Here is a 20,302-nt window from a genome sequence, read left to right on the forward strand (position 1 = left end):
TAAAGGACGGTTAGATCACAGTTTTCGACGCCAGCAGCAAGGCATCCCGGATGGGATGGGTCTCCTTGAGTACCCGTATTTCCCCAAACAGCCGATCCGCCTCGGGATACTCCCGCTTGAGATAGCTGAACCACTGCTTGATCCGGCTCGGGTAGTAGTCCGCCTTCTCGCTCGCCAAGTCCTGCTCGGTGTAGCTCACCATCAGCTGCAGCACCTCGGCCCAGCTCATGTGGGCACAGCCGGTCTTCATCACGTTGGCCAGATTGGGCAGGGAGATGGCGCCGCGACCCACCATCAGGGTATCGCAGCCGGAGACTTGGGCACAGGCGAGGGCATCCGCATGATCCCAGATCTCGCCGTTGGCGGTGACGGGAATGGGCAGGGCACGGCGAATGGCGTCCACATACTCCCAGTGGGCCGGCGCCTTGTACCCTTCGCGCTTGGTGCGGGCGTGCACGGCCAGCTCGTTGGCGCCGCCTTGATGAACGGCCTGGGCATTCTCCAGATAGAGCTCCTTGTCATCGTAGCCGAGGCGGATCTTGGCACTCACCGGCAGATGGGCAGGCACTGCTTCGCGCACCGCCTTGACGATGCGATAGATGGTGTCGGGCTCTTTGAGCAGCACGGCGCCCCCCTTGCTCTTGTTGACCGTGGGGGCAGGGCAGCCGAAGTTGAGATCGACGCCAGGGGAGCCGAGTTCGATGGCTCGCAGCGCGTTTTCGGCCAGCCATTCGGGGTGCTGGCCCAGCAGTTGTACCCGCACCGGGGTGCCGGCCCGGGTCTTGCCGTCCTGTTTGAGCTCGGGGCAGAGGCGATGGAACACCTTGGCCGGCAGCAGCTGATCGACCACCCGGATGAATTCGCTGACGCAGAGGTCGTAATCGTTGACGGAGGTGAGCACCTCCCGCATCAAGTGATCCAGCACCCCCTGCATGGGGGCCAAAATAACGCGCATAACCGGTTCCGAAGGGCAAACAGAGAAAAAAGAGCGCAGATTGTAGTGGTAACGGGGCAGGTTGTCAGCCGTCACGCCACGGGAATGGGCAGGTTCAGGCCATGACTGGTGCGCAAGCCCCGCAATCCAGGGCATTAGTTGCCATGATAATGGGAATCGTTGTCAACATGGGGGCGGTTCCTGTTAGGATGACGCAAGGGCATGGTAAGAGGGGCTACGATGAAACGTTGGTGTTTGATGGGGTTGGGCTGGCTGGCATTCGTGACCGGCATCATAGGCATCGTGCTGCCCCTGCTGCCGACCACGCCCTTCATGCTGCTGGCGGCGGCCCTGTTTGCCCGCTCGTCACCCCGTTTTCACCGCTGGCTGCTGGCGCACCCCTGGTTCGGGCCGCCCATTGCCGACTGGCAGCAGTATCGCGGCATTCGCCGCCATGCGCGGCGGCGCGCCATCCTCTTCATTCTGCTCTCCTTCTCGGTGTCGCTGGCGGTGGTCCCCTTGCTGTGGGTCAGGCTGTTGCTCATTGCCATAATGGTGATCCTGCTCACCTGGTTAATGCGTCTGCCGGTGCTGGAGCCAGTTGCAATGGAGAAGTGAAGTCCCTAAGCTATTGCGGCAATAATGCTATGGAGTCGGCCTGTCATTTTTGCGTGACGGGCCTTTTTATTTCCCGCTGGCGGGAAGCTGAGAGAAACGACCATCTGCGTCGAAAAACAAACGGTCAAACCATGAATCCGGAAACCCTGAAATTTATCGAAGCGAGCATCAAGACCATTCCCGACTATCCGAAGCCGGGCATCCTGTTTCGCGACATCACCAGCCTGATCGAGAATGCCGACGCCTTCAAGGCCACCATTGATCTGCTGGCCAATCACTATCGTGATCAAGGGATCACCAAGATTGTCGGTACCGAAGCGCGCGGCTTCATCTTCGGCGCGCCGGTTGCCTACGCCATGGGTCTGGGCTTCGTGCCGGTTCGCAAGCCGGGCAAACTGCCCCGCGCCGTCATCGAAGAGTCCTACGCCCTCGAATACGGTACCGACACCCTGCAACTGCACACCGACGCCATCGTGCCCGGTGACAAGGTGCTGGTCGTGGACGATCTGCTGGCCACCGGCGGCACCGTCGATGCCACCGTCAAGCTCATTCGCCGCGCCGGCGGTGAAGTGGTTGATGCCGCCTTCATCATCTCCCTGCCGTCCCTCGGTGGTGATGCCCGCCTGACTGCCGCCGGCGTCAAGGTGGTTTCTCTGGTTGAACTGCCGGGCGAATAAGCCTTCAGTCTGACCAAGCTGGCAGGTCTCGTCAGCCTTGCCTGCGTCCAGACCGGTGCCCGTACGGGCATCGGTTTGAAATTCAAGCGATCCCTCCCGCCCTGGCCGATAGCCGATACAGCCCGCCCCGCATTTGTGTTAGCATCCAGCCTCAATGCCTTGTCATCCCTGCATCGAGATCTATGAGCTATCAGGTTCTGGCGCGTAAGTGGCGCCCCCATACGTTTGAACAAGTGGTAGGCCAGCATCATGTGCTGACCGCCTTGACCAACGCCCTGGATCAGGGACGGCTGCATCATGCCTATCTGCTGAGCGGCACCCGCGGGGTCGGCAAGACCACCATCGCCCGCATCCTGGCCAAGAGCCTCAACTGCGAGCAGGGGATCAGCAGCCACCCGTGCGGGGTGTGTGACACCTGCCGCGAGATCGATCAGGGCAACTTCGTCGACCTGCTGGAGATCGATGCGGCGTCGCGCACCAAGGTGGAAGATACCCGCGAGCTGCTCGACAACGTGCAGTACCGGCCGGCCCGTGGCCGCTTCAAGGTCTATCTCATCGATGAAGTGCACATGTTGTCGCGCCACAGCTTCAACGCCCTGCTGAAAACCCTGGAAGAGCCGCCCCCCTATGTGAAGTTCCTGCTGGCAACCACGGATCCGCAGAAGCTGCCGATCACCATCCTCTCGCGCTGCCTGCAGTTTCATCTGAAGAGTCTGGATCAGACCCAGATCGCCAAGCAGCTCGAATGGGTGCTGGATCAGGAGGGACAACCCTTTGAACCGCGTGCCCTGCTGGCGCTGGCCAAGGCGGCCGACGGCAGCATGCGCGATGCCCTGAGCCTGACCGATCAGGCGCTGGCCCACGGCAATGGCAGCGTGCGCCTCGACAGCGTACTGGCCATGCTGGGCACGCTCGATCATCGCCATCTGCACCAGCTGCTGGAGGCGGTGCTGCGCCATGATGCGCCGGCCACCATGGCCAAGATCACCGAAATCGCCACCCTGGGCCCCGACTTTGATCAGCTGCACGCCGAGCTGGAAGGCTTGCTCCATCGCATCGCCATGGCGCAGCTGCTGCCTGCCACCGTGCAGGAGCAGGGGGCGGACGCCGATGCCCTGCTGCAACTGGCCCAGGCCATGAGCCCGGAAGAGGTACAGCTCTGCTATCAAATAGTGCTGGGCGGCCGTAAAGACTTGCCCTGGGCCCCCGATGGCCGTACCGCGCTGGAGATGACCTGCCTGCGGATGCTGGCCTTCTCGCCCCGGCGTGAAGTACTGCACCCTGCCAGCCTGACGGCGCTGTCCCCCGCCATGGGAGGGTTGGCGACAGAGGCGAGAAGTGGCGCAGCGGCGCCGGGAAAGCCCCAGGGGGCTGAGCCAGCTGCTGTCGAGCAAGCGCCGGATAGACAGGATAATGGCGCCGAGCTGGGTCCGCTGTTTGCCGAGCAGGATGAGTTGCTGCGCGAGGCCGAGCAGATGGGTTACGAGGCTGCGACGTTGCCGGCCGCGTCCGGCGACCTGCCGGCAGAGCCGTCTGTGGCTCCCTCCTCAGTGCCTGTCATGGCCGAGCCCGAGTCCGAATCAATCCCGCAGGCCGAGGTGGTGGCCGACGCAGAGGCTGTCCCCACGACGGTCTCCAGCATGCAAAGCCTGCTTGGCAAGCGCAATCTGCTGCGCAGCCGCCTGCGCAGCGAACCGTCGGCGGTGACCAGCGTTGTGCGCACCGCTCCTGCCAAACCGGTGGTTGCCGCCAAACCGGCAACGGTGATACAGCCAGCCGTCGCCACGCCAGCCCCGACTTTCGAGCCGCAACCGGTGCGGGTTGATGGGCGGCAAGGGCAGGCGTCTGCCCGGCCAGCCCCGCAGACGGGGTATGACGACTTGCCGCCGCTCGATGCCTATGAAGAGAGCGGCAGCGACTACGAAGAGTATTTGAGCCAAGGTTTCAGCGATGCGTTTGCCAGCGCCCCTCTGCCGGAGCTGGCTGCCGAGGCTTTGTCGCCAGCGCCTGTCCCTGCGGCCATGGCACGTCCTCAGGCAGACGATCTGCCGCCCTGGGATCTGGACGGTAGTGCACCTCGGCAGGTTAGCGCTGCGCCTGTTGCGGCTCCCGTGACGGCCCCTCGCGAGGTCGTTGTCAGCGAGCCGGTGCCTGCCGTCTCGGTGATGGAAACCATCGACTGGGACGAGCTGGAGGGTGACAACCAGCCGCAAGCGGGAGACGTGGCGGCCAGATTGATCCCGTCTTCCCTGCTAAGCAGCTGTGGCGATCCCTGGGCCGAGCTGATTGCTCGCACCGGTGTCGGTGGTCGGCTGCGTCAGCTGGCCATCAACTCGGTCATGAGCCAGCAGGGGGACAAGGTACTGTTGACCCTCAAACCGGAGCAGCGCCATCTGATCAGCGACAGGGCGCGCGCCGATCTGGCCGAGATCATCGGCCCCGAGCTGGGGCAACCGGTGCAGGTGGAGGTCACGCTGGGCAGTGTGCCCGAGCAGGAGACGCCGCTGGAGATAGAACATCGCCTCTATCTCGGGGTGCGTGAGCAGGTCACCCGGGATCTGGAGCAGGATCCCAACGTGCAATTTTTGCAGCAGCGATTTGGCGCCGTGCTTCACCACGACAGCATAGAGCCGCTGAGTCGCTGACAAACATCATGCCGGGCCTGGTGCCCGGTTGAAAAATGGTTTGGCTGTCCCCATTTAGGACGGGTAAACCCACGGCCCGGCGCTGGATGCCGGATTTCAAGACGAGAGACGACATATGTTTGGTAAAGGTGGAATGGGGAACCTGATGAAACAGGCCCAACAGATGCAAGAGCGTATGCAGAAGATGCAAGAGCAGCTTGCCCAGATGGAAGTGGTCGGTGAAGCCGGCGCTGGCATGGTCAAGGTCACCATGGCCGGCAGCCACAGTGTACGCCGCATCGAGATCGACCCGAGCCTGATGGAAGATGACAAAGAGATGCTGGAAGATCTGGTGGCCGCTGCCGTCAACGATGCCGTGCGTCGCGTGGAAGAGCAGAACAAGAGCAAGATGGGCGAACTGACCGGCGGCATGCAACTGCCCCCCGGCTTCAAGATGCCGTTCTAAGCTCGGCCTGGCAGGGCGCGCCGTACCGCGTTTCTTGCGTACGATAGCGTGACCAGATGACACCGCGGATACAGAGATGTATCCGCGGTGTTTTTTTATCCGGTTTGCAAGGCGACAGCCACTCGTGTTTGGCTGTCTGCTGGCTCACAACTGCGAAGTGCTACCCAAGTCATGCTGGGGGGCCATCAAGAAAGGCAGCGTCCCTTCACCCAATAGATGGCTCGGACATCCTTGTCTACCCTGGGGTGGCCTGTCGCCAGTAGCCGGTAAGGCAGCCCTGCCAGCAACTCGGCCAGTTGAAACTGCGGATCATCCTGGTTGATGAGCAGGCTGGTATAGAGGGGGTCCTGGCAGGTCAAAATAGCATTGAGTCGGGTCTTGTCGACATTGGTTATTTGCCAGTTGCCATATACCGAGAATAATCCGCGTTCGGTTTCACCAAATTGCCAGCCGGCAATATTGGCGCGTTGTGCTATCGGTATTTTAAACAAGAAGTATTGGGTGTCATCTTTCATATTCTTGGCGGCATCAATGGCGGGGTAGGCCAGAATAAATGTCAGCATGAACATAATACCGGCAGCGCTGGCCAGCAAGGTCGCGCCGTGTATTTCACGCCAGCGCCACAACTGTTCTACTGCGAATATAAGCAATATGGCCGCAAATACATGCCGCCAACCCAGCGTACTGATGACCCTGAGCACCTTGTCGGGTATTTCCAGCGGCAACAGCGGCAGATAAAAGGGGGCCGTCAGCAGCACCAGTGCAAACAGGAACATGAACAAGGTCCAGCCACGGCCATAACCATTGAGCCAGCGAGGCCAGCAGACGCTCAGTTGCCCGATCATCAGGGCAAAGACCGGCATCAGTGGAAAGAGGTAGAGAGTCCGCTTGGTGGAAGCGATGCTGAGCAGCAGCAGGGTGCCCAGCGCCCAGCTCAGCAGAAACAGGCGGGAGGCGCTCCACTGCTTCTGTCTGAGGGTCTGCCAGCACCAGAGCAGCACCAGGGGCAGCCAGGGCAGGGTGTATTCGGCCAGCCCGCCAAGGTAAAAGAGGTATTCACCGGGCTTGATGTGACCGAGTTCGGTCGAGCTGCCCGTCAACCTGCCCACCTGATTTTGCCAGAACCACTGCTGCCAGAGCGACTCCCCCTCAGGATGCTGCCACAGGGCCAGCAGCCAGCCGGCGATAGGGGTGATAAACAGAAGGGTCATGCCGAGGTGCTGTATCACGAAGCGGCCTCCCTCCTGGCGTGCAAGATGGCGTTTGAGTGCCGGCAGAAACAGCGCCAGCCAGCCGAAGAAGAGGGTGATGGGACCGATGGGGCCCTTGACTAGGAAGCAGAGGGAGAGCCCAAGCCCTGCACACCAGAGCATGTGCTGGCGATCCGCCAGATACCATTCGGCAAATGCCCACATGGTGAAGGCGACGAAAAAGGCGAGGCTGGTATCGACCCGGATCCAGTGGCTGTTCATGATGAAGCCTTCCATGGTGCCCAGAGCGACCACCGACCAGAGGGCAGCAGCGCTGGAGCCCAGTACCCGTCTGGCCAACAGGCCGGTGAACAGCAGGGTTGCCATGGCCCACAGCGCCCCCACCAGACGCAGCGCCACCGTGACGCCGAGGTTGTCGTGCAGCAGGGCAAGAAAGGGAATGGTGAGGATGTAATAAAGGGGCGGTTTTTCGATGAAGCTGCTGCCGCCCAGCGTCGGGATGGCCAGTTCACGGCTGGTGAACATCTCCCAGGCGATGGCCGCCTCGCGAGGCTCGTCGGGGGTCCACAACTGGTGCCCAAACTGACCCATCAGGGTGATGGCCAGCACCATCAGTAATAAGCCGTACAGATGCGTATTCGGAGCTGTGCTAGTGGGCTGCATGAGGTCCTCTCGGCAGGCAAGGTTGCGCTTTGATAACGAACGGACTGACATCCGTGGTCTGAAAATGGGTCATGGTAATATCCATATTGATAAAGGCTCATCACACTAAAATATCGATGTTCAATCTAGTATCACATATTCTGATGGATGCTAATGAACAAGTTGTTACCAAATATTACTTAAGAGGTTCACCTTTATTGTGGTGAGAGACTTTGTCTTGTTTCACCATTCGCCAATAAATACCTCGGTGGCTTCATTTACACTTCTTATTTAGTCATCACTGAAGTGCTTGGCGAACTCTTAATAAATATGCTGACCATATATTGAAACTGCTGGTCGTTGTTATGCTTTTATTTTTGCATACCGGTCTTCTGGATCTCGATATGCGCGACTTCCTGATGGAAGGTGCACCTGGTATCGAGGGAATGGCGAAGGTAGGCAGAGCAGACGGTATTGTGTTGGGGTCTTCTGGAGACGTCAACAGCAAGTGAGGTGATAGCCTCCCTTTGGGTGTGCTCATGTTGCAGTCAGATCTCCGCCAGCGGATCCACGTTGACCGAGACGATGAGGAGAATGCCGGCGACGAAGGTCGAGATGAAGCGTTTCGAGTTGCCGAGAGAACCTTGCTGGTTGCCCTCAGCTATCCGGATAGGTTGCAGCCAATGCATTCGAATGGCGGAGTGCGTCGTGCCGGCGGCAGGCCCAGAATAACTAAGCCTGCGACCCGGCTGGCGGGATGATTTTGCCGCTGCAGTGCAACTTGTCGCAACAAATGGTGTGAAGGAAGTGATTTTGCGTACAATCGACCGTCAGACGGTCCTGTTGCCTTGTTGCAGACAAACCGAACATCAGCGACAAAAATCATATAAAACATTAACTTGGATTTAAGATTTTCGTTTTCGAAGCCGCTTATGTCGTTTCATCATTACTATTTATGGATCAGTTATAAAACCTTTGTTCATTTGACTACTTTTCGCGTTTCTCATTGCAGAGTAAGATGCCACTTCAATAAAAATAAGAATTAGGAGTTCGGGTGTGAAGGCATTAGTAAAAGAAAGGGTATCGCCCTATATAAGCCAGTTATATGAGTGCGGTATTAATGATTCTGACATTAAGTTGGTGGTGGATCAGTTCCGCTCCGACGTGTCGGGCAGCTCGTCGCTGTTCTTGTTGCGCGATGATGACAAGAGCGACGGCATCAAGCTCTTCGCGAGCGGCTTGACCGAGGCCCAGCAGCAGTTCTACGTCCAGCACCATCGCCAGGATGTGTGGTTCAATCACTATCTGGACAAGGGCTGCCAGGGGATCGTCAGCGCCAACACGCTGTCCAACTCGGTGGGTCTGCTGGCCAGCTTCGGCGCCCAGTTCGCGGCCGGTGGTGTCTGCCGGGTGAAGGGGCGGGGACTTAGCAGCCTGTGTACCTACCGGGCGGCCACCCAGGATGATTTCAGCGCCCAGGAAATATCTTCCCTTGGCGAAGTTTATTCTGGCCTCGCGGCCTGGAGCCAACATTATTGGAACCTGCTGGCCCTGGAAACCCAGAACTATCAGCTGCAACAGCTGGTAAAAAACCACAATAAACCCAGCGCCATCGTGGATGACAAAGGGCATATTCATTATTCCAACGTGGCCTTCAATCGTATTGCCGACGAGAACGTGGAGTTGCGGGCAGGCAATGGTATTTTCTCGCTGCAAAATAAGGAGCAGCAACGCCAGTTCAAAGAGATATTGAATGGCTTCGCTTATCTGCTGCCGGGTGCCAGCGCTTATATGTCCATTCCCCGTCAGCCCAATCTGCGGCCGTTGCTGATCCAGTGCACCCTGATGAGTGGTCTCAACCGCTTCGAGCGGTATGTGGAAGTGGTGCTGCGGGATCCCGAACACTCTTTCAACCCCGACATCGAAGCGCTGGCCAGTCTCTATCCGCTCACCATCGGTGAGAAAGAGTTGCTGGTGCTGATGAGCAAGGGCTACAGCAGCAACGACATCGCCGAGCTGCGCGGCGTCAAGGTGGAAACCGTGCGCTCGACCCTGAAAGGGGTCTTCAAGAAGACCGACTGCCACAGCCAGAACGAGCTCTTGCTGTTGCTGCAATCCATCTCCTGATCCATGCAAGCTATGCTTGGAGTGAGCCGGACATAGTGCCCGGCTCGCGCCTCCCGGCCGGGAGGCTGGTTGGGGGAATGCACGATGGAATCACTCAAGGCAAAGGATTACATGCAGACTCGGCCCATCACCTTCAGCGCGGAGATGATGGTGCAGGCGGCGGTGGAAAAATTTCTCAACAGCCACCAGCTTGGTGGCCCCGTGGTGGATGGGCGGGGTCATCTGATTGGTTGGGTCTCCGAGCAGGACTGCATCGCCGTCATATTGAAAGAGGCCTATCACTGCGAACAGGTGGCCCAGGTACGGGACGTGATGCGCAAGGAGGTGCTGGCCGTCGGCCCTGATACCAGCATCCTGGAGCTGGCCGAGATGATGATGGGGCAAAAACCCAAGATTTATCCGGTGGTGGAGGAGGGGCATCTGCTCGGGGTCATCAGCCGACACGACGTGATGCAGGCCATCCACGCCCAGCTGGGAGCCTGCTTCGTGCGCAAGGCGCGGGCCTGAACCCAGCTGATGGAGGCACTGTTGTCATCCAAAGAGCAGGCATCTGGCCTGCTCTTTCTTATGGTGATGGTGAGTCCATCATGAAGAACTGGCTACCCGGATAACGTCTCTTTCATCACCCTTGCGGCCGCTTTAAGGCTTGCACCCTCCGGCCTCGCTCTTTAGGATCGCTCGAAGCTATCGATATGGCCCTCTTGCCGGGCACTCTTTTAAGGAATTCGTACCTTGTCTCTCTCTATCGAGGCGCTGCGCCGCCGTCTCCCTGCCTGCATGAATCTCGACGCCCGCCGTCTCTCCAGCCGTCTGCACGGGGCCAAGAAGCTGCCCGAGGGCAAACAGGCCGCCGTACTCGAGACCATCGCTGCCGATCTGGATGCGGCACAGGCGCGCTACCAATCCCGTTTGGCGGGCGTACCCAAGGTGACCTATCCGGACAACCTGCCGGTCAGCCAGAAGCAGGCGGAGATCGCCAAGGCGATCAGTGAGCATCAGGTGGTGATCATCGCCGGTGAAACCGGCTCGGGCAAAACCACCCAGATCCCCAAGATTTGTCTGGCGCTGGGGCGCGGAGTGAAGGGCTTTATCGGCCACACCCAGCCGCGCCGTCTGGCAGCCCGCACCGTGGCGGCCCGTATTGCCGAAGAGATGGAGTCCGAGCTCGGCCACTACGTGGGTTACAAGGTGCGCTTTACCGATCAGGTTAGCGAGCAGACCCACATCAAGCTGATGACCGACGGTATCCTGCTGGCGGAGATCCAGAACGACCGGATGCTGACTCAGTACGACACCATCATCATTGATGAGGCCCACGAGCGCAGCCTCAACATCGACTTCATTCTGGGCTATCTCAAGCAGCTGTTGCCAAGGCGCCCCGATCTCAAGGTGATCATTACCTCGGCCACTATCGACCCGCAGCGCTTCTCCCGCCATTTCAACAAGGCGCCGGTGATCGAAGTGTCAGGTCGCACCTACCCGGTGGAGGTGCGCTACCGTCCGCTCACCAGTGATAAAAGTGAAGGGCTGGAAGAGCGCGACGAGCTGCAGGGGATCTTCGATGCGGTGGAAGAGCTGGCCCGCGAAGGGCTAGGGGACATCCTCATCTTCATGAATGGCGAGCGGGAGATCCGCGATACCGCCGATGCCTTGCGCAAGCTCAACCTGCGCGATACCGAGGTGCTGCCGCTCTACGCCCGCCTCTCCAACGCCGAGCAGAACAAAGTGTTCCAGCAACACGCCGGACGGCGCATCGTGCTCGCCACCAACGTGGCGGAGACCTCGCTGACGGTGCCGGGCATTCGTTACGTCATCGATCCGGGCACCGCCCGCATCAGTCGCTACTCCTGGCGCACCAAGGTGCAGCGCCTGCCCATCGAGCCGGTCTCCCAGGCCAGCGCCAACCAGCGTAAGGGGCGTTGCGGCCGGGTGGCGGACGGTATCTGTATCCGTCTCTACTCCGAGGAGGATTTCAACGGCCGTCCGGCCTTTACCGATCCCGAGATCCTGCGCACCAACCTGGCCTCCGTCATCCTGCAGATGCTGGCGCTCGGCCTTGGCAACATGGAGGCCTTCCCCTTCGTCGAGCCGCCGGAGTCGCGCCATATCAAGGATGGCCTGACCCTCTTGAAAGAGCTGGAGGCGGTGCGCGAGCTGCCCGCCACGGGCGATCGCGAAGCGAAACTGCAGCTGACCGAGACCGGTCGCCAGCTCTCGCGCATCCCCCTTGATCCACGGCTTGCCAAGATGGTGATCACGGCGGCGCAAACCGGCTGCCTGAGCGAAGTGATGGTGATCACTGCGGGCCTCAGTATTCAGGATCCTCGCGAGCGGCCCATGGAGAAGAAGCAGGCCGCCGATGAGCAGCACAGACGCTTTGAGGACAAGGATTCCGACTTCCTCGCTTTCGTTAACCTCTGGAACTATCTGAAAGAGCAGCAAGATGCCCTTGGCAGCAATCCGTTCCGCCGCATGTGCCAGAAGGAGTTTCTCTCCTACCTGCGGGTACGGGAGTGGCAGGACATTCACTTTCAGCTGCGCCAGACGGTCAAAGAGCTTGGTTTTAAAGCCAACCATGAACCGGCGGACTTCAAGACGGTGCACTGCGCCCTGCTGACCGGCCTCTTGAGCCACATCGGCAACAAGGATCTGGAAAAGCCCGAATTCCTTGGCGCCCGCAACGGTCGCTTCCACCTGTTCCCGGCCTCGGGTCTGTTCAAGAAGCCGCCCAAGTGGGTGATGGCCGCCGAGCTGGTGGAAACTTCGCGCCTCTACGCTCGCATCAACGCCAAGATTGAACCCGAGTGGGTGGAGCCACTGGCAGGGCACCTCATCAAGCTGCACCACAGCGACCCCCACTGGTCGAAGAAAAATGGCGCCGTGATGGCCAAGGAGAAGGTGACCCTCTATGGCCTGACCCTGGTCAATGAGCGCACCATCAACTTCAGCCGTATCGATCCGGCGCTGTGTCGCGAGCTGTTTATCCGCCGCGCCCTGGTGGAGGGGGATTTCGAGACCCGCCACCGTTTCTTCAGCGATAACCGCAAGCTGCTGGCCGAGGTGGAGGCGCTGGAGCACAAATCCCGTCGGCGCGACATCCTGGTGGATGATGAGGACTTGTTCCGCTTCTACGATGCCCGTTTGCCGGAGGAGGTGATATCAAGCCGCCATTTCGACAAGTGGTGGAAAGAGGCGCAAAAGCAGGAAGCCGAGCTGCTCAACTTCGAGAAAGAGATGTTGATGAAGGGGGATGCGGCCCACATCAGCGATCTCGACTACCCCAACTTCTGGCAGCAGGGGCGCCTCAAGCTCAAGCTGACCTATCAGTTTGAGCCGGGGGAGGCGGCGGATGGCGTGACCCTGCATATTCCGCTGCCGCTCCTGAACCAGGTGGAGGTGAAGGGGTTCGAGTGGCTGATCCCGGGGCTGCGTCACGAGCTGTTGGTGGCTCTCATCAAGTCGATGCCAAAGCCGATGCGCAAGAACTTTGTGCCGGCGCCCAACTATGCCGATGCACTGCTCGCCAGTATCAACCCCGAGCAGGGGCCGTTGCTGGACGAGATGGAACGCCAGCTGCGCCGTATGACGGGTGTGACCGTGCCCCGTGAATCCTGGGACTGGGCTGCGGTGCCCGATCACCTGAAACTCACCTTCCGGGTGGTGGACGACAAACACAAGAAGGTGGCGGAAGGCAAAGATCTGGAGGCATTGAAAGAGTCGCTGCGCGGCAAGGTGCAGGAGACCCTGTCACAAGTGGCGGACGATGATATCGAGCAGTCCGGCCTCACCCTGTGGAGCTTTGGCGAGCTGCCGCAAGAGTACAGTCAGAAGCGGGGCGGGTTTGAGGTGAAAGCCTATCCGGCGTTGGTGGATCAGAAGGATTCGGTCGCCATCCAGCTGGTTGAGAGCCCGGTGGTGCAGCAGCAGCTGATGTGGGCTGGTCAGCGCCGGCTGGTACTGCTCAACGTGCCGTCGCCCATCAAGTATCTGCAGGAGAAGCTGCCCAACAAGGCCAAGCTGGGGCTCTATTTCAACCCGTTTGGCAAGGTGGCCGAGCTGATTGACGACTGCATCGCCTGCGGCTGCGACAAGCTGATTGAGCAGCACGGTGGGATGGCCTGGGACGAGGCCGGTTTCGAGGCGCTCAAGGAGTATGTCCGCGCCGAGCTCAACGATGCGGTGGTGGAGGTGGCCAAGCAGGTGGAAGCCGTGCTGACCCTGTCCCACGAGATCAAGAAACGGCTCAAGGGCAAGATGCAGCTCGACACCGCCTTTGCCATGTCCGATATCCAGCAGCAGCTTGGCAACCTCATCCACAAGGGCTTTGTCACCGAGACCGGTTGGCAGCGGCTGCCTGACTTGCTGCGCTACCTGCGGGCCATCGAGCGGCGCCTGGAGAAGCTCGCCATCGATCCCAACCGGGATCGGGTCTACATGCTCAAGGTGCACAGCGTGGAGTCAGAGTACAAGACGCTGCTCGCCAAAATCCCCAAATCCCAGCTTATTCCCACCGAGGTGGCCAATATTCGCTGGATGATCGAGGAGTTGCGGGTATCGTTTTTTGCCCAGAATCTGGGCACCCCCTATCCGGTCTCCGATAAACGGGTGCTGAACACTATCGCTCAGTGCTAATCTGCTGTAAAGGAGAGGGGCCGGTGCCGTGTTGCCGGCCGGTTGGACGCTGACGGAGGAGCAAGGATGCTTGGAATCTGGTTAGGGATGGCGATGGTCAACATCAGTGGCTATCAACCCATTGCCGAGCAAACCTGGGTGCAACTGAACCCGGAATACTACCCGCTGCAACGCACCCCGCCCGCCATGTTCGTGGCCTGGCGGGGCAATCAATTTCCCCCCCTGGAACTCAAGAAGAAGAAGGGGCGTTGGCAGGTTCTGTTTCCGGCCAGGCTGGTGCCACCGTTCGATCTGTTCGAAGGGGAGGCCGAGCTCTCCAAGGCCTATCTGGCCAGGTTAAGGCGCATTGACGAGGCGGCCTACGGTCTGGCCCCCGTTGCTATCCCCTCTTATCAGCATCATCAGCATCATCAGCAGCAAGAGGTTGCCACCCTCGGTGTTCCCTTCATGGCCGAGTTTGCCGCGCCGCAGCGACCAGGTCAGCCCCGTAGCAATAGTACAGAGGATGCCGAGCCCCTGTTGGCTAGTCTCAATCTGCGAGCAGAGGACTGGCAAGCGCCTGCGATACTGCTTGCTCAAGCTGGTGAGGCGCAGGATCCCGCGCTGGTGTCACTGGCGAGCGAGCCGACCGGCAGTACCCTCACGCTGGCGGCACCAGCGGCGGGTGGCAAACGGGTATGTCATCAGGTTGCGGCGGGGGAGACGCTCTGGCGTATCGCCGCCATGCTGGCCCAGAGCGGTACCGTGACGGGGGCGGCAGGGGATACCTACAGCTATCTACTGGCCATCGTCGATGACAATCGGGCGCTGATGGGCAACGGCATTCGGGTCAAGGCCGGAGACACCCTGTATTGTCCGGCGCCGCAGACCCTGGCCCGCTTCGATGCCCTGAGCCCGGCCCAGCGGCAACAGCGCTTTGCCCGGTTGGAGCAGGGGCGTTAAGGTCTCTTGTCACTGTTCGGGGCCCGTGATAGTATGCGCCCTCGTTTTGCGAGGTGCTGACCGGTCGCAGTCAACACCATACATTCATCTATATGAGATAAACATTATGTCTTTCGTATTCCAAGCTGAAGTCCGTTCTGACCTGGGGAAAGGTGCGAGCCGCCGCCTGCGTCATGCTGACCAAGTTCCTGCCATCGTTTACGGTGCAGGCAAAGAAGCCCAGTCCATCACCGTTGACCACAAGAAATTCATCCTGGCCCAAGAAAAGCCGGAATTCTACGAGTCTGTACTGACTCTGGTTATCAACGGCGAAGAAGTTAACGTGAAAGTGAAGGCTATCCAGCGTCACCCGGTACGTTACAAGCTGGTTCACCTGGACTTCGTTCGCGTTTAATCGACAGCGAACGTTCCAGTAAAGAGGCCACCCAAACGGGTGGCCTCTTTGTTTTTACAGCATTTTTCCCCGATAAAAATAAAATACTCAAATAGTACTGTTAGTCTTTACTTGTAGGCATGATTGACAGCAACACACCAACTGTGATGCTCTGGCATCTACAAAGTATTCGAACAAGTCCAAATACGGGGTAATGTTGACCGTGATGAAGGGAATCATACGGGGATATTTCCTGCTGTTCACACCCATTCTGGTACTGGTTTTGGTGGGTGGGTATCTGCTGGGTGACGCACTGATCGAGCGTGAGCTCTACCGTGTACGTAGCGATGAGAGCACCTTCCTGTCGCTTGCCAGCGGTCGTCTCGATGACGAACTGGCGGTGCCGCTGCGCCATGTGCGCAGCATGTCTGAAGAACCCATCCTGCTCGAGGCGGCGGGTCGCAACGAGCGTGACAACATTGCCGCCCAGTTTACCGTGCTGATGAACCGCAATCCTGACTATGCCCAGGTACGCTGGCTGGCGCCGGATGGCATGGAGTTGGTGCGCTTCAATCGTCAGGGCCAGCATCTGCAGCGTGTGCCTGATGACCAGCTGCAAAACAAAAAGGATCGCTACTATTTCCGCGATGCCATGGCGCTGCCCTGGGAGCGGATCTACGTCTCGCCGCTCGATCTCAACGTCGAGCAGGGGGTGATCGATCGCCCCTTCAATCCCATGATCCGTATTGCCAAGCGCCTGCGCCTGGGAGATCGCGATCTGGGCTTGTTGCTCATCAACGTGCAGGCCGGCCGTATGCTCAAGGTATTCGCCAACAGCAGTGGCAGGGCCGCCGATCACACCATGCTGCTCAATCAGGATGGCTATTGGCTGCGCAGCCCGGATCCGGCACAAGAGTGGGGCTTCATGCTCGAGCGTCCGGACCTCACCTTGAAGCAGTATTCTCCCCAGGCCTGGCAGGCATTCTTGGGGGCTTCGAGCGGCCAGGTTGAACTCGCCGACGGTCTGTGGAGCTGGACCACGCTGTACCCGGCACTGAATCACGATCAGCTGGCCTGGAAGGCTGCCTCTATGGTGCCACGCAGCGAGCTGCTGGCCATTCGCACTCACATCTGGGGGAGCATCTCGGCCACTTGCGCCATCTTGCTGTTGCTGTTCGGTGCCGCAGTGGCCTCGTTGGTGCTCAGCCGGCATCGGGAGCAGCTGGCGCAGCAGGAGGCAGCCAGACTGGCGCGGGTCAAAGGGGATTTCATCGCCAACATGAGCCACGAGATCCGTACCCCCATGAACGCCATCATGGGGCTGGCCTACCTGCTCGAACAGGGGGGGCTTGACGATGGCCAGCGCGCCCTGGTGCGCAAGATCCATCAGGCCGGGCAGGCTCTGCTCGGGATCATCAATGACATCCTCGATTTTTCCAAGATTGAATCGGGCCGGCTCGAGCTCGAGCAGGTGCCATTCAGCCTGGAAGAGGTGCTCGATCATGTGGCGGCCATCATGTCCACCTGCGTTGGCAACAAGCACCTCGAGCTGGTGGTGAGCAGCGCCCCCGAACAGGCCGCCCACCTGGTTGGTGACGCCCTGCGCCTCGAGCAGGTATTGCTCAACTTGACCGGCAACGCCATCAAGTTCACCGAGCGCGGGGAGGTGGAAGTCAAGGTTGAGCTGGAAGCCGAGCAAGACGGCATGGCCACCTTGCTGTTTCGGGTGCGTGATACCGGGATCGGCATTCCGCCCGAGCAGCAGGCCAACATCTTCAATGCCTTCTCCCAGGCCGACTCCTCTACCAGCCGCCGTTTTGGGGGAACCGGGCTCGGCCTGACCATCAGTCGCCGTCTGGTGAACCTGATGGGGGGCGACATCGGCGTCACCAGCGAACTGGGCAAGGGGAGCGAGTTCTGGTTCCGTGTCCGGTTGGAGCAGGTAGAGCGGCCCGAGGCTTTCCACGAGCGGTTGCAGCACGTCTCGCTGCTTATCGCCGACGACAACCAGGTGACCCGCGACACCCTGTCGATGACGGTGGGCTCCCTCGGCTGGCAGTCACGGGTGGTGGAGTCGGGCGAACAGGCCTTGCACCATCTGCTGCGGCAGGGGGAGCGTTTCGACGTGATCCTGCTTGACTGGATCATGCCGGGCATGGACGGGCTAGAGACCTGCGTGGCCATTCGCCAAGCCTTCGAGCAGCAGGATCGCTCGCCCATCATCATCATGGCAACGGCCTATTCCCAGGAAGAGTTGATGCGCCGCCCCGGCTCGGAGCAGGTGGATCTGGTGCTGCACAAGCCGGTCACCGGCTCCAGCCTCTACAACGCGGTGGCACGCCTCATCCATGAGAAGCGCGAGCACGTGGATCTGCTGGAGAGCGGTCAGCGTCGTCTGCGCCTGCCTGGCGTTCACATACTGCTGGTCGATGACAGCGACATCAACCTGGAGGTGGCAACCCGCCTGCTGCAGCGGGAGGGGGCCGAGGTGATCACCGCCATCGACGGGGAGCGGGCCCTGGCCTGTCTTGCCGACCCGGCGCAGCGTATCGATCTGGTGCTTATGGATGTGCAGATGCCGGTGATGGATGGCTACGAGGCGACCCGTCGCCTGCGCCAGCTGCCGGGACACAAGGAGACGCCCGTGCTGGCACTCACCGCCGGGGTGTTCAAGGATCAACGCGAGGCGGCGCTGGCCTCTGGCATGAACGATTTCATCGCCAAGCCGCTCGACGTGGAGCAGCTCATCGCGACCCTGCTACGTTACCTGCCCGACAGTGTGGTGCCGCTCACGATCAACGACGCGCCACCTGCCGTGGAGCCGGTGGCCGGCATTGATATCGATACCGGGCTTCGCAACTGGGGCGAGGCCTCCGTCTATCTCAAATACCTGCGGCGTTTTCGCGATGACTACATGACGGTCGGCACCGTGCTGCCGGACTACATCGCCCAGCACGAGACTGATGCGGCCGCGAGCCTGACACACAAGCTCAAGGGTGTGGCGGGCAGCCTGTCGCTCACCGATGTGGCGCGCATCAGTGCAGAACTGAATGAGGCCATCGAACAGGGTGGGGACACCAGTCAGCTGATGGCTCCCTTCCTTGAGGCTCTGGAACGGGCGCAGCAGGCCATCGACCTCTATGCCGGACGCGAGCCGGGGGCCGTCAGCTCCCCGTTGGCGCAGGGTGAAGCGCAGGAGGTGTGCCTGCACGCCCTGCGTGAGGCCCTTGTGAGCGAGGACCTGGAACTGATTGAACCGGCGCTGGGACAGGCCAAGAGTTACTTGCCTGCTGAGCTGGTGAGCGAGATCAGTGCGGCCCTGGAGCTGTTCGATATCCAGCTCGCGACCTGCAAGCTGGAGGGGTATCTGGAAGAGCGGGAGGCACCTGGATCATGAATCGACCGCGCGTGTTGATCATCGACGACGAGCCGAGCAACCTCGGGCTGTTGCGGCAAATCCTCAAGGAGGAGTACAGCCTCTTTTTTGCCAAGTGCGGTGAGGAGGGGCTAGCCGCCGTGGCGCGCCACGAACCGGCCCTGATCCTGCTTGACGTGCGCATGCCTGACATGGACGGCTACGAGGTGTGCCGCAGGCTCAAGGCCGATCCGGCCCATGCCGGGATCCCGGTGCTGTTCATCACGGCGAGTGATAACCCGGACAGCGAGAGCCAGGGGTTCGAGGCGGGCGGGGTGGATTACATTTACAAGCCAGTCTGCCCAAGCACAGTACGCGCCCGGGTGCGCACTCACCTCTCGCTGGTGCGCCTCGATCAGCTCGAGCGCAGCTACCGCACCGCCATCGTGATGCTGAGCGAGGCGGGTCACTACAACGACACCGACACCGGGGTACATATCTGGCGCATGGCCGCCTATGCTCGAGCCTTGGCCGACGCGGCAGGCTGGAGTGCGGATCAGTCCGAGTTGCTGGAGCTGGCGGCCCCCATGCACGACATGGGCAAGATTGGGATCCCCGATCATATCCTCAAGAAGCCCGGCCCTCTCACCGAAGAGGAGTGGGCCATCATGCGCACCCATCCGCGCATCGGTTACGAAATCTTGAAGCGCTCAGACGGGCTCATCTTCCGGATGGCGGCGGAGATTGCCCTGCATCACCACGAGAAGTGGGATGGCTCGGGTTATCCTGCAGGAGAAACCGGCGAAGGGATCCCAGAGGCGTCGCGGATCGTGGCCATCGCCGATGTATTTGACGCCTTGAGCGTGCGTCGCCCTTACAAGGAGCCTTGGCCTCTGGAGCAGGTGCTGGCGACGATGCGTGACGGTGCTGGCCAGCACTTTGATCCCCGGCTGCTCGCCTGTTTTCTCGAGATCATGCCGGAGATCTTGCGCCTCAAGGCCCAGTGGGACAACCGCGAGGAGCGGGGGATCACCAGATAGGTTGGGTCAGGTAGGGATTGCTTGCCTGCTCGCGGCCGAACGTCGAGCTGGGACCGTGGCCGGGGATGAAGACGATGTCATCGCCAAGGGGCAGCAGGGTCTCGGTGATCGACTTGATGAGCGTCCCGTGATCGCCACGGGGAAAGTCAGTCCGACCTATGCTGCCGGCAAACAGCACGTCACCCACCCAGGCAAGCCGCTCGGTTTGAGAGAGCAGCACCACATGACCCGGGGTGTGGCCTGGGCAAAAGTACACCTCCAGCTCGCATTGACCCACCTTTACCTTGTCACCTTGCTCAAGCCAGTGATCCGGCGTGAACGCGGGGGTATGGGCGAAGCCGAACATCTGGCTCTGCTGGGGCAGCATGTCGAGCCAGAACGCATCCTCTTTGTGGGGGCCGGTGATGGCCACCCCGGTTTTCTCCCGCAACTCGGCAGCGGCACCCACGTGATCCAGATGACCGTGAGTCAGCAGGATATGGGTCAGGGTCAGCCCGCGTTTGGCGATGGCGGCCAGCAGCTTGTCCGCTTCGCCGCCCGGATCGATGAGGGCGGCCTGATGGGTCTCGTCACACCAGACAAGGGAGCAGTTCTGGGCAAACTGGGTGACCGGGATCACCTCGAATTTCAACATATGGGGTCCTCTTGATGGGCCGCTGAT

At 60.3% G+C, this 20,302-nt stretch carries 16 protein-coding genes; 12 read left to right on the forward strand and 4 right to left on the reverse strand.

Going from position 1 to position 20,302, the window contains the following annotated elements:
* Positions 1 to 10 precede the first annotated feature (10 nt).
* Positions 11 to 955 (reverse strand): tRNA dihydrouridine(16) synthase DusC, encoded by a 945-nt coding sequence (gene dusC, locus C2U40_RS09875; protein ID WP_103828044.1) that lies wholly within the window; start codon positions 953 to 955, stop codon positions 11 to 13.
* Positions 956 to 1,174: 219 nt separating this feature from the next.
* On the opposite strand from dusC, the gene C2U40_RS09880 reads away from it, so the two are divergent.
* The 4 genes from C2U40_RS09880 to C2U40_RS09895 all read left to right on the forward strand — a co-directional run bounded on the left by C2U40_RS09880 (position 1,175) and on the right by C2U40_RS09895 (position 5,319).
* Positions 1,175 to 1,552, forward strand: a complete 378-nt coding sequence (locus C2U40_RS09880; protein WP_011706066.1) for a YbaN family protein — start codon at positions 1,175 to 1,177, stop codon at positions 1,550 to 1,552.
* A gap of 131 nt (positions 1,553 to 1,683) precedes the next feature.
* A complete protein-coding gene (apt, locus tag C2U40_RS09885) occupies positions 1,684 to 2,229 on the forward strand; it encodes an adenine phosphoribosyltransferase (protein ID WP_016350746.1) in 546 nt (181 codons plus the stop codon).
* A gap of 182 nt (positions 2,230 to 2,411) precedes the next feature.
* Complete coding sequence (gene dnaX, locus C2U40_RS09890) at positions 2,412 to 4,874, forward strand: DNA polymerase III subunit gamma/tau (protein WP_103828045.1); 2,463 nt, start codon at positions 2,412 to 2,414, stop codon at positions 4,872 to 4,874.
* Between the two features lie 115 nt (positions 4,875 to 4,989).
* Positions 4,990 to 5,319 (forward strand): YbaB/EbfC family nucleoid-associated protein, encoded by a 330-nt coding sequence (locus tag C2U40_RS09895; protein ID WP_011706069.1) that lies wholly within the window; start codon positions 4,990 to 4,992, stop codon positions 5,317 to 5,319.
* A gap of 185 nt (positions 5,320 to 5,504) precedes the next feature.
* Here the strand turns inward: C2U40_RS09895 and C2U40_RS09900 are convergent, their stop codons facing one another.
* A complete protein-coding gene (locus tag C2U40_RS09900) occupies positions 5,505 to 7,193 on the reverse strand; it encodes an ArnT family glycosyltransferase (protein WP_103828046.1) in 1,689 nt (562 codons plus the stop codon).
* A 323-nt stretch (positions 7,194 to 7,516) separates the two neighbouring features.
* On the opposite strand from C2U40_RS09900, the gene C2U40_RS26030 reads away from it, so the two are divergent.
* The gene (locus C2U40_RS26030) at positions 7,517 to 7,684 is read left to right on the forward strand and encodes a hypothetical protein (RefSeq protein WP_158656436.1); all 168 of its coding nucleotides are present in this window, start codon (positions 7,517 to 7,519) and stop codon (positions 7,682 to 7,684) included.
* Positions 7,685 to 7,720: 36 nt separating this feature from the next.
* Here C2U40_RS26030 and C2U40_RS26035 read toward each other — a convergent pair whose 3' ends face one another.
* Positions 7,721 to 7,861 carry a hypothetical protein gene (locus C2U40_RS26035; protein WP_158656437.1) on the reverse strand — a complete coding sequence of 47 codons (141 nt, stop codon included), beginning with the start codon at positions 7,859 to 7,861 and terminating at the stop codon, positions 7,721 to 7,723.
* Positions 7,862 to 8,228: 367 nt separating this feature from the next.
* Between C2U40_RS26035 and C2U40_RS09905 the strand changes: the two genes are divergently transcribed.
* The 7 genes from C2U40_RS09905 to C2U40_RS09935 all read left to right on the forward strand — a co-directional run bounded on the left by C2U40_RS09905 (position 8,229) and on the right by C2U40_RS09935 (position 19,641).
* Complete coding sequence (locus C2U40_RS09905) at positions 8,229 to 9,299, forward strand: helix-turn-helix transcriptional regulator (protein WP_103828047.1); 1,071 nt, start codon at positions 8,229 to 8,231, stop codon at positions 9,297 to 9,299.
* Positions 9,300 to 9,383: 84 nt separating this feature from the next.
* Positions 9,384 to 9,806: a CBS domain-containing protein gene (locus C2U40_RS09910; protein ID WP_103828048.1), complete on the forward strand. Its 423-nt coding sequence runs from the start codon at positions 9,384 to 9,386 to the stop codon at positions 9,804 to 9,806.
* Between the two features lie 225 nt (positions 9,807 to 10,031).
* Positions 10,032 to 13,931, forward strand: coding sequence for an ATP-dependent RNA helicase HrpA (gene hrpA / locus C2U40_RS09915; protein ID WP_103828049.1), 3,900 nt, complete (start codon positions 10,032 to 10,034; stop codon positions 13,929 to 13,931).
* 66 nt (positions 13,932 to 13,997) lie between these two features.
* Positions 13,998 to 14,873, forward strand: coding sequence for a hypothetical protein (locus tag C2U40_RS09920; RefSeq protein WP_103828050.1), 876 nt, complete (start codon positions 13,998 to 14,000; stop codon positions 14,871 to 14,873).
* A gap of 106 nt (positions 14,874 to 14,979) precedes the next feature.
* Positions 14,980 to 15,267 carry a 50S ribosomal protein L25 gene (gene rplY / locus C2U40_RS09925; protein WP_024945378.1) on the forward strand — a complete coding sequence of 96 codons (288 nt, stop codon included), beginning with the start codon at positions 14,980 to 14,982 and terminating at the stop codon, positions 15,265 to 15,267.
* 205 nt (positions 15,268 to 15,472) lie between these two features.
* Complete coding sequence (locus C2U40_RS09930; RefSeq protein WP_181014828.1) at positions 15,473 to 18,643, forward strand: hybrid sensor histidine kinase/response regulator; 3,171 nt, start codon at positions 15,473 to 15,475, stop codon at positions 18,641 to 18,643.
* Positions 18,640 to 19,641: a response regulator gene (locus tag C2U40_RS09935; RefSeq protein ID WP_103828052.1), complete on the forward strand. Its 1,002-nt coding sequence runs from the start codon at positions 18,640 to 18,642 to the stop codon at positions 19,639 to 19,641. Before C2U40_RS09930 ends, C2U40_RS09935 begins: the two co-directional genes overlap by 4 nt.
* Here C2U40_RS09935 and C2U40_RS09940 read toward each other — a convergent pair.
* Positions 19,631 to 20,275, reverse strand: a complete 645-nt coding sequence (locus C2U40_RS09940) for an MBL fold metallo-hydrolase (protein ID WP_045526601.1) — start codon at positions 20,273 to 20,275, stop codon at positions 19,631 to 19,633. The genes C2U40_RS09935 and C2U40_RS09940 overlap by 11 nt on opposite strands.
* Positions 20,276 to 20,302: the final 27 nt, after the last annotated feature.

Source organism: Aeromonas sp. ASNIH4, assembly GCF_002934425.1.
In the GTDB taxonomy this organism is placed as follows: domain Bacteria; phylum Pseudomonadota; class Gammaproteobacteria; order Enterobacterales; family Aeromonadaceae; genus Aeromonas; species Aeromonas hydrophila.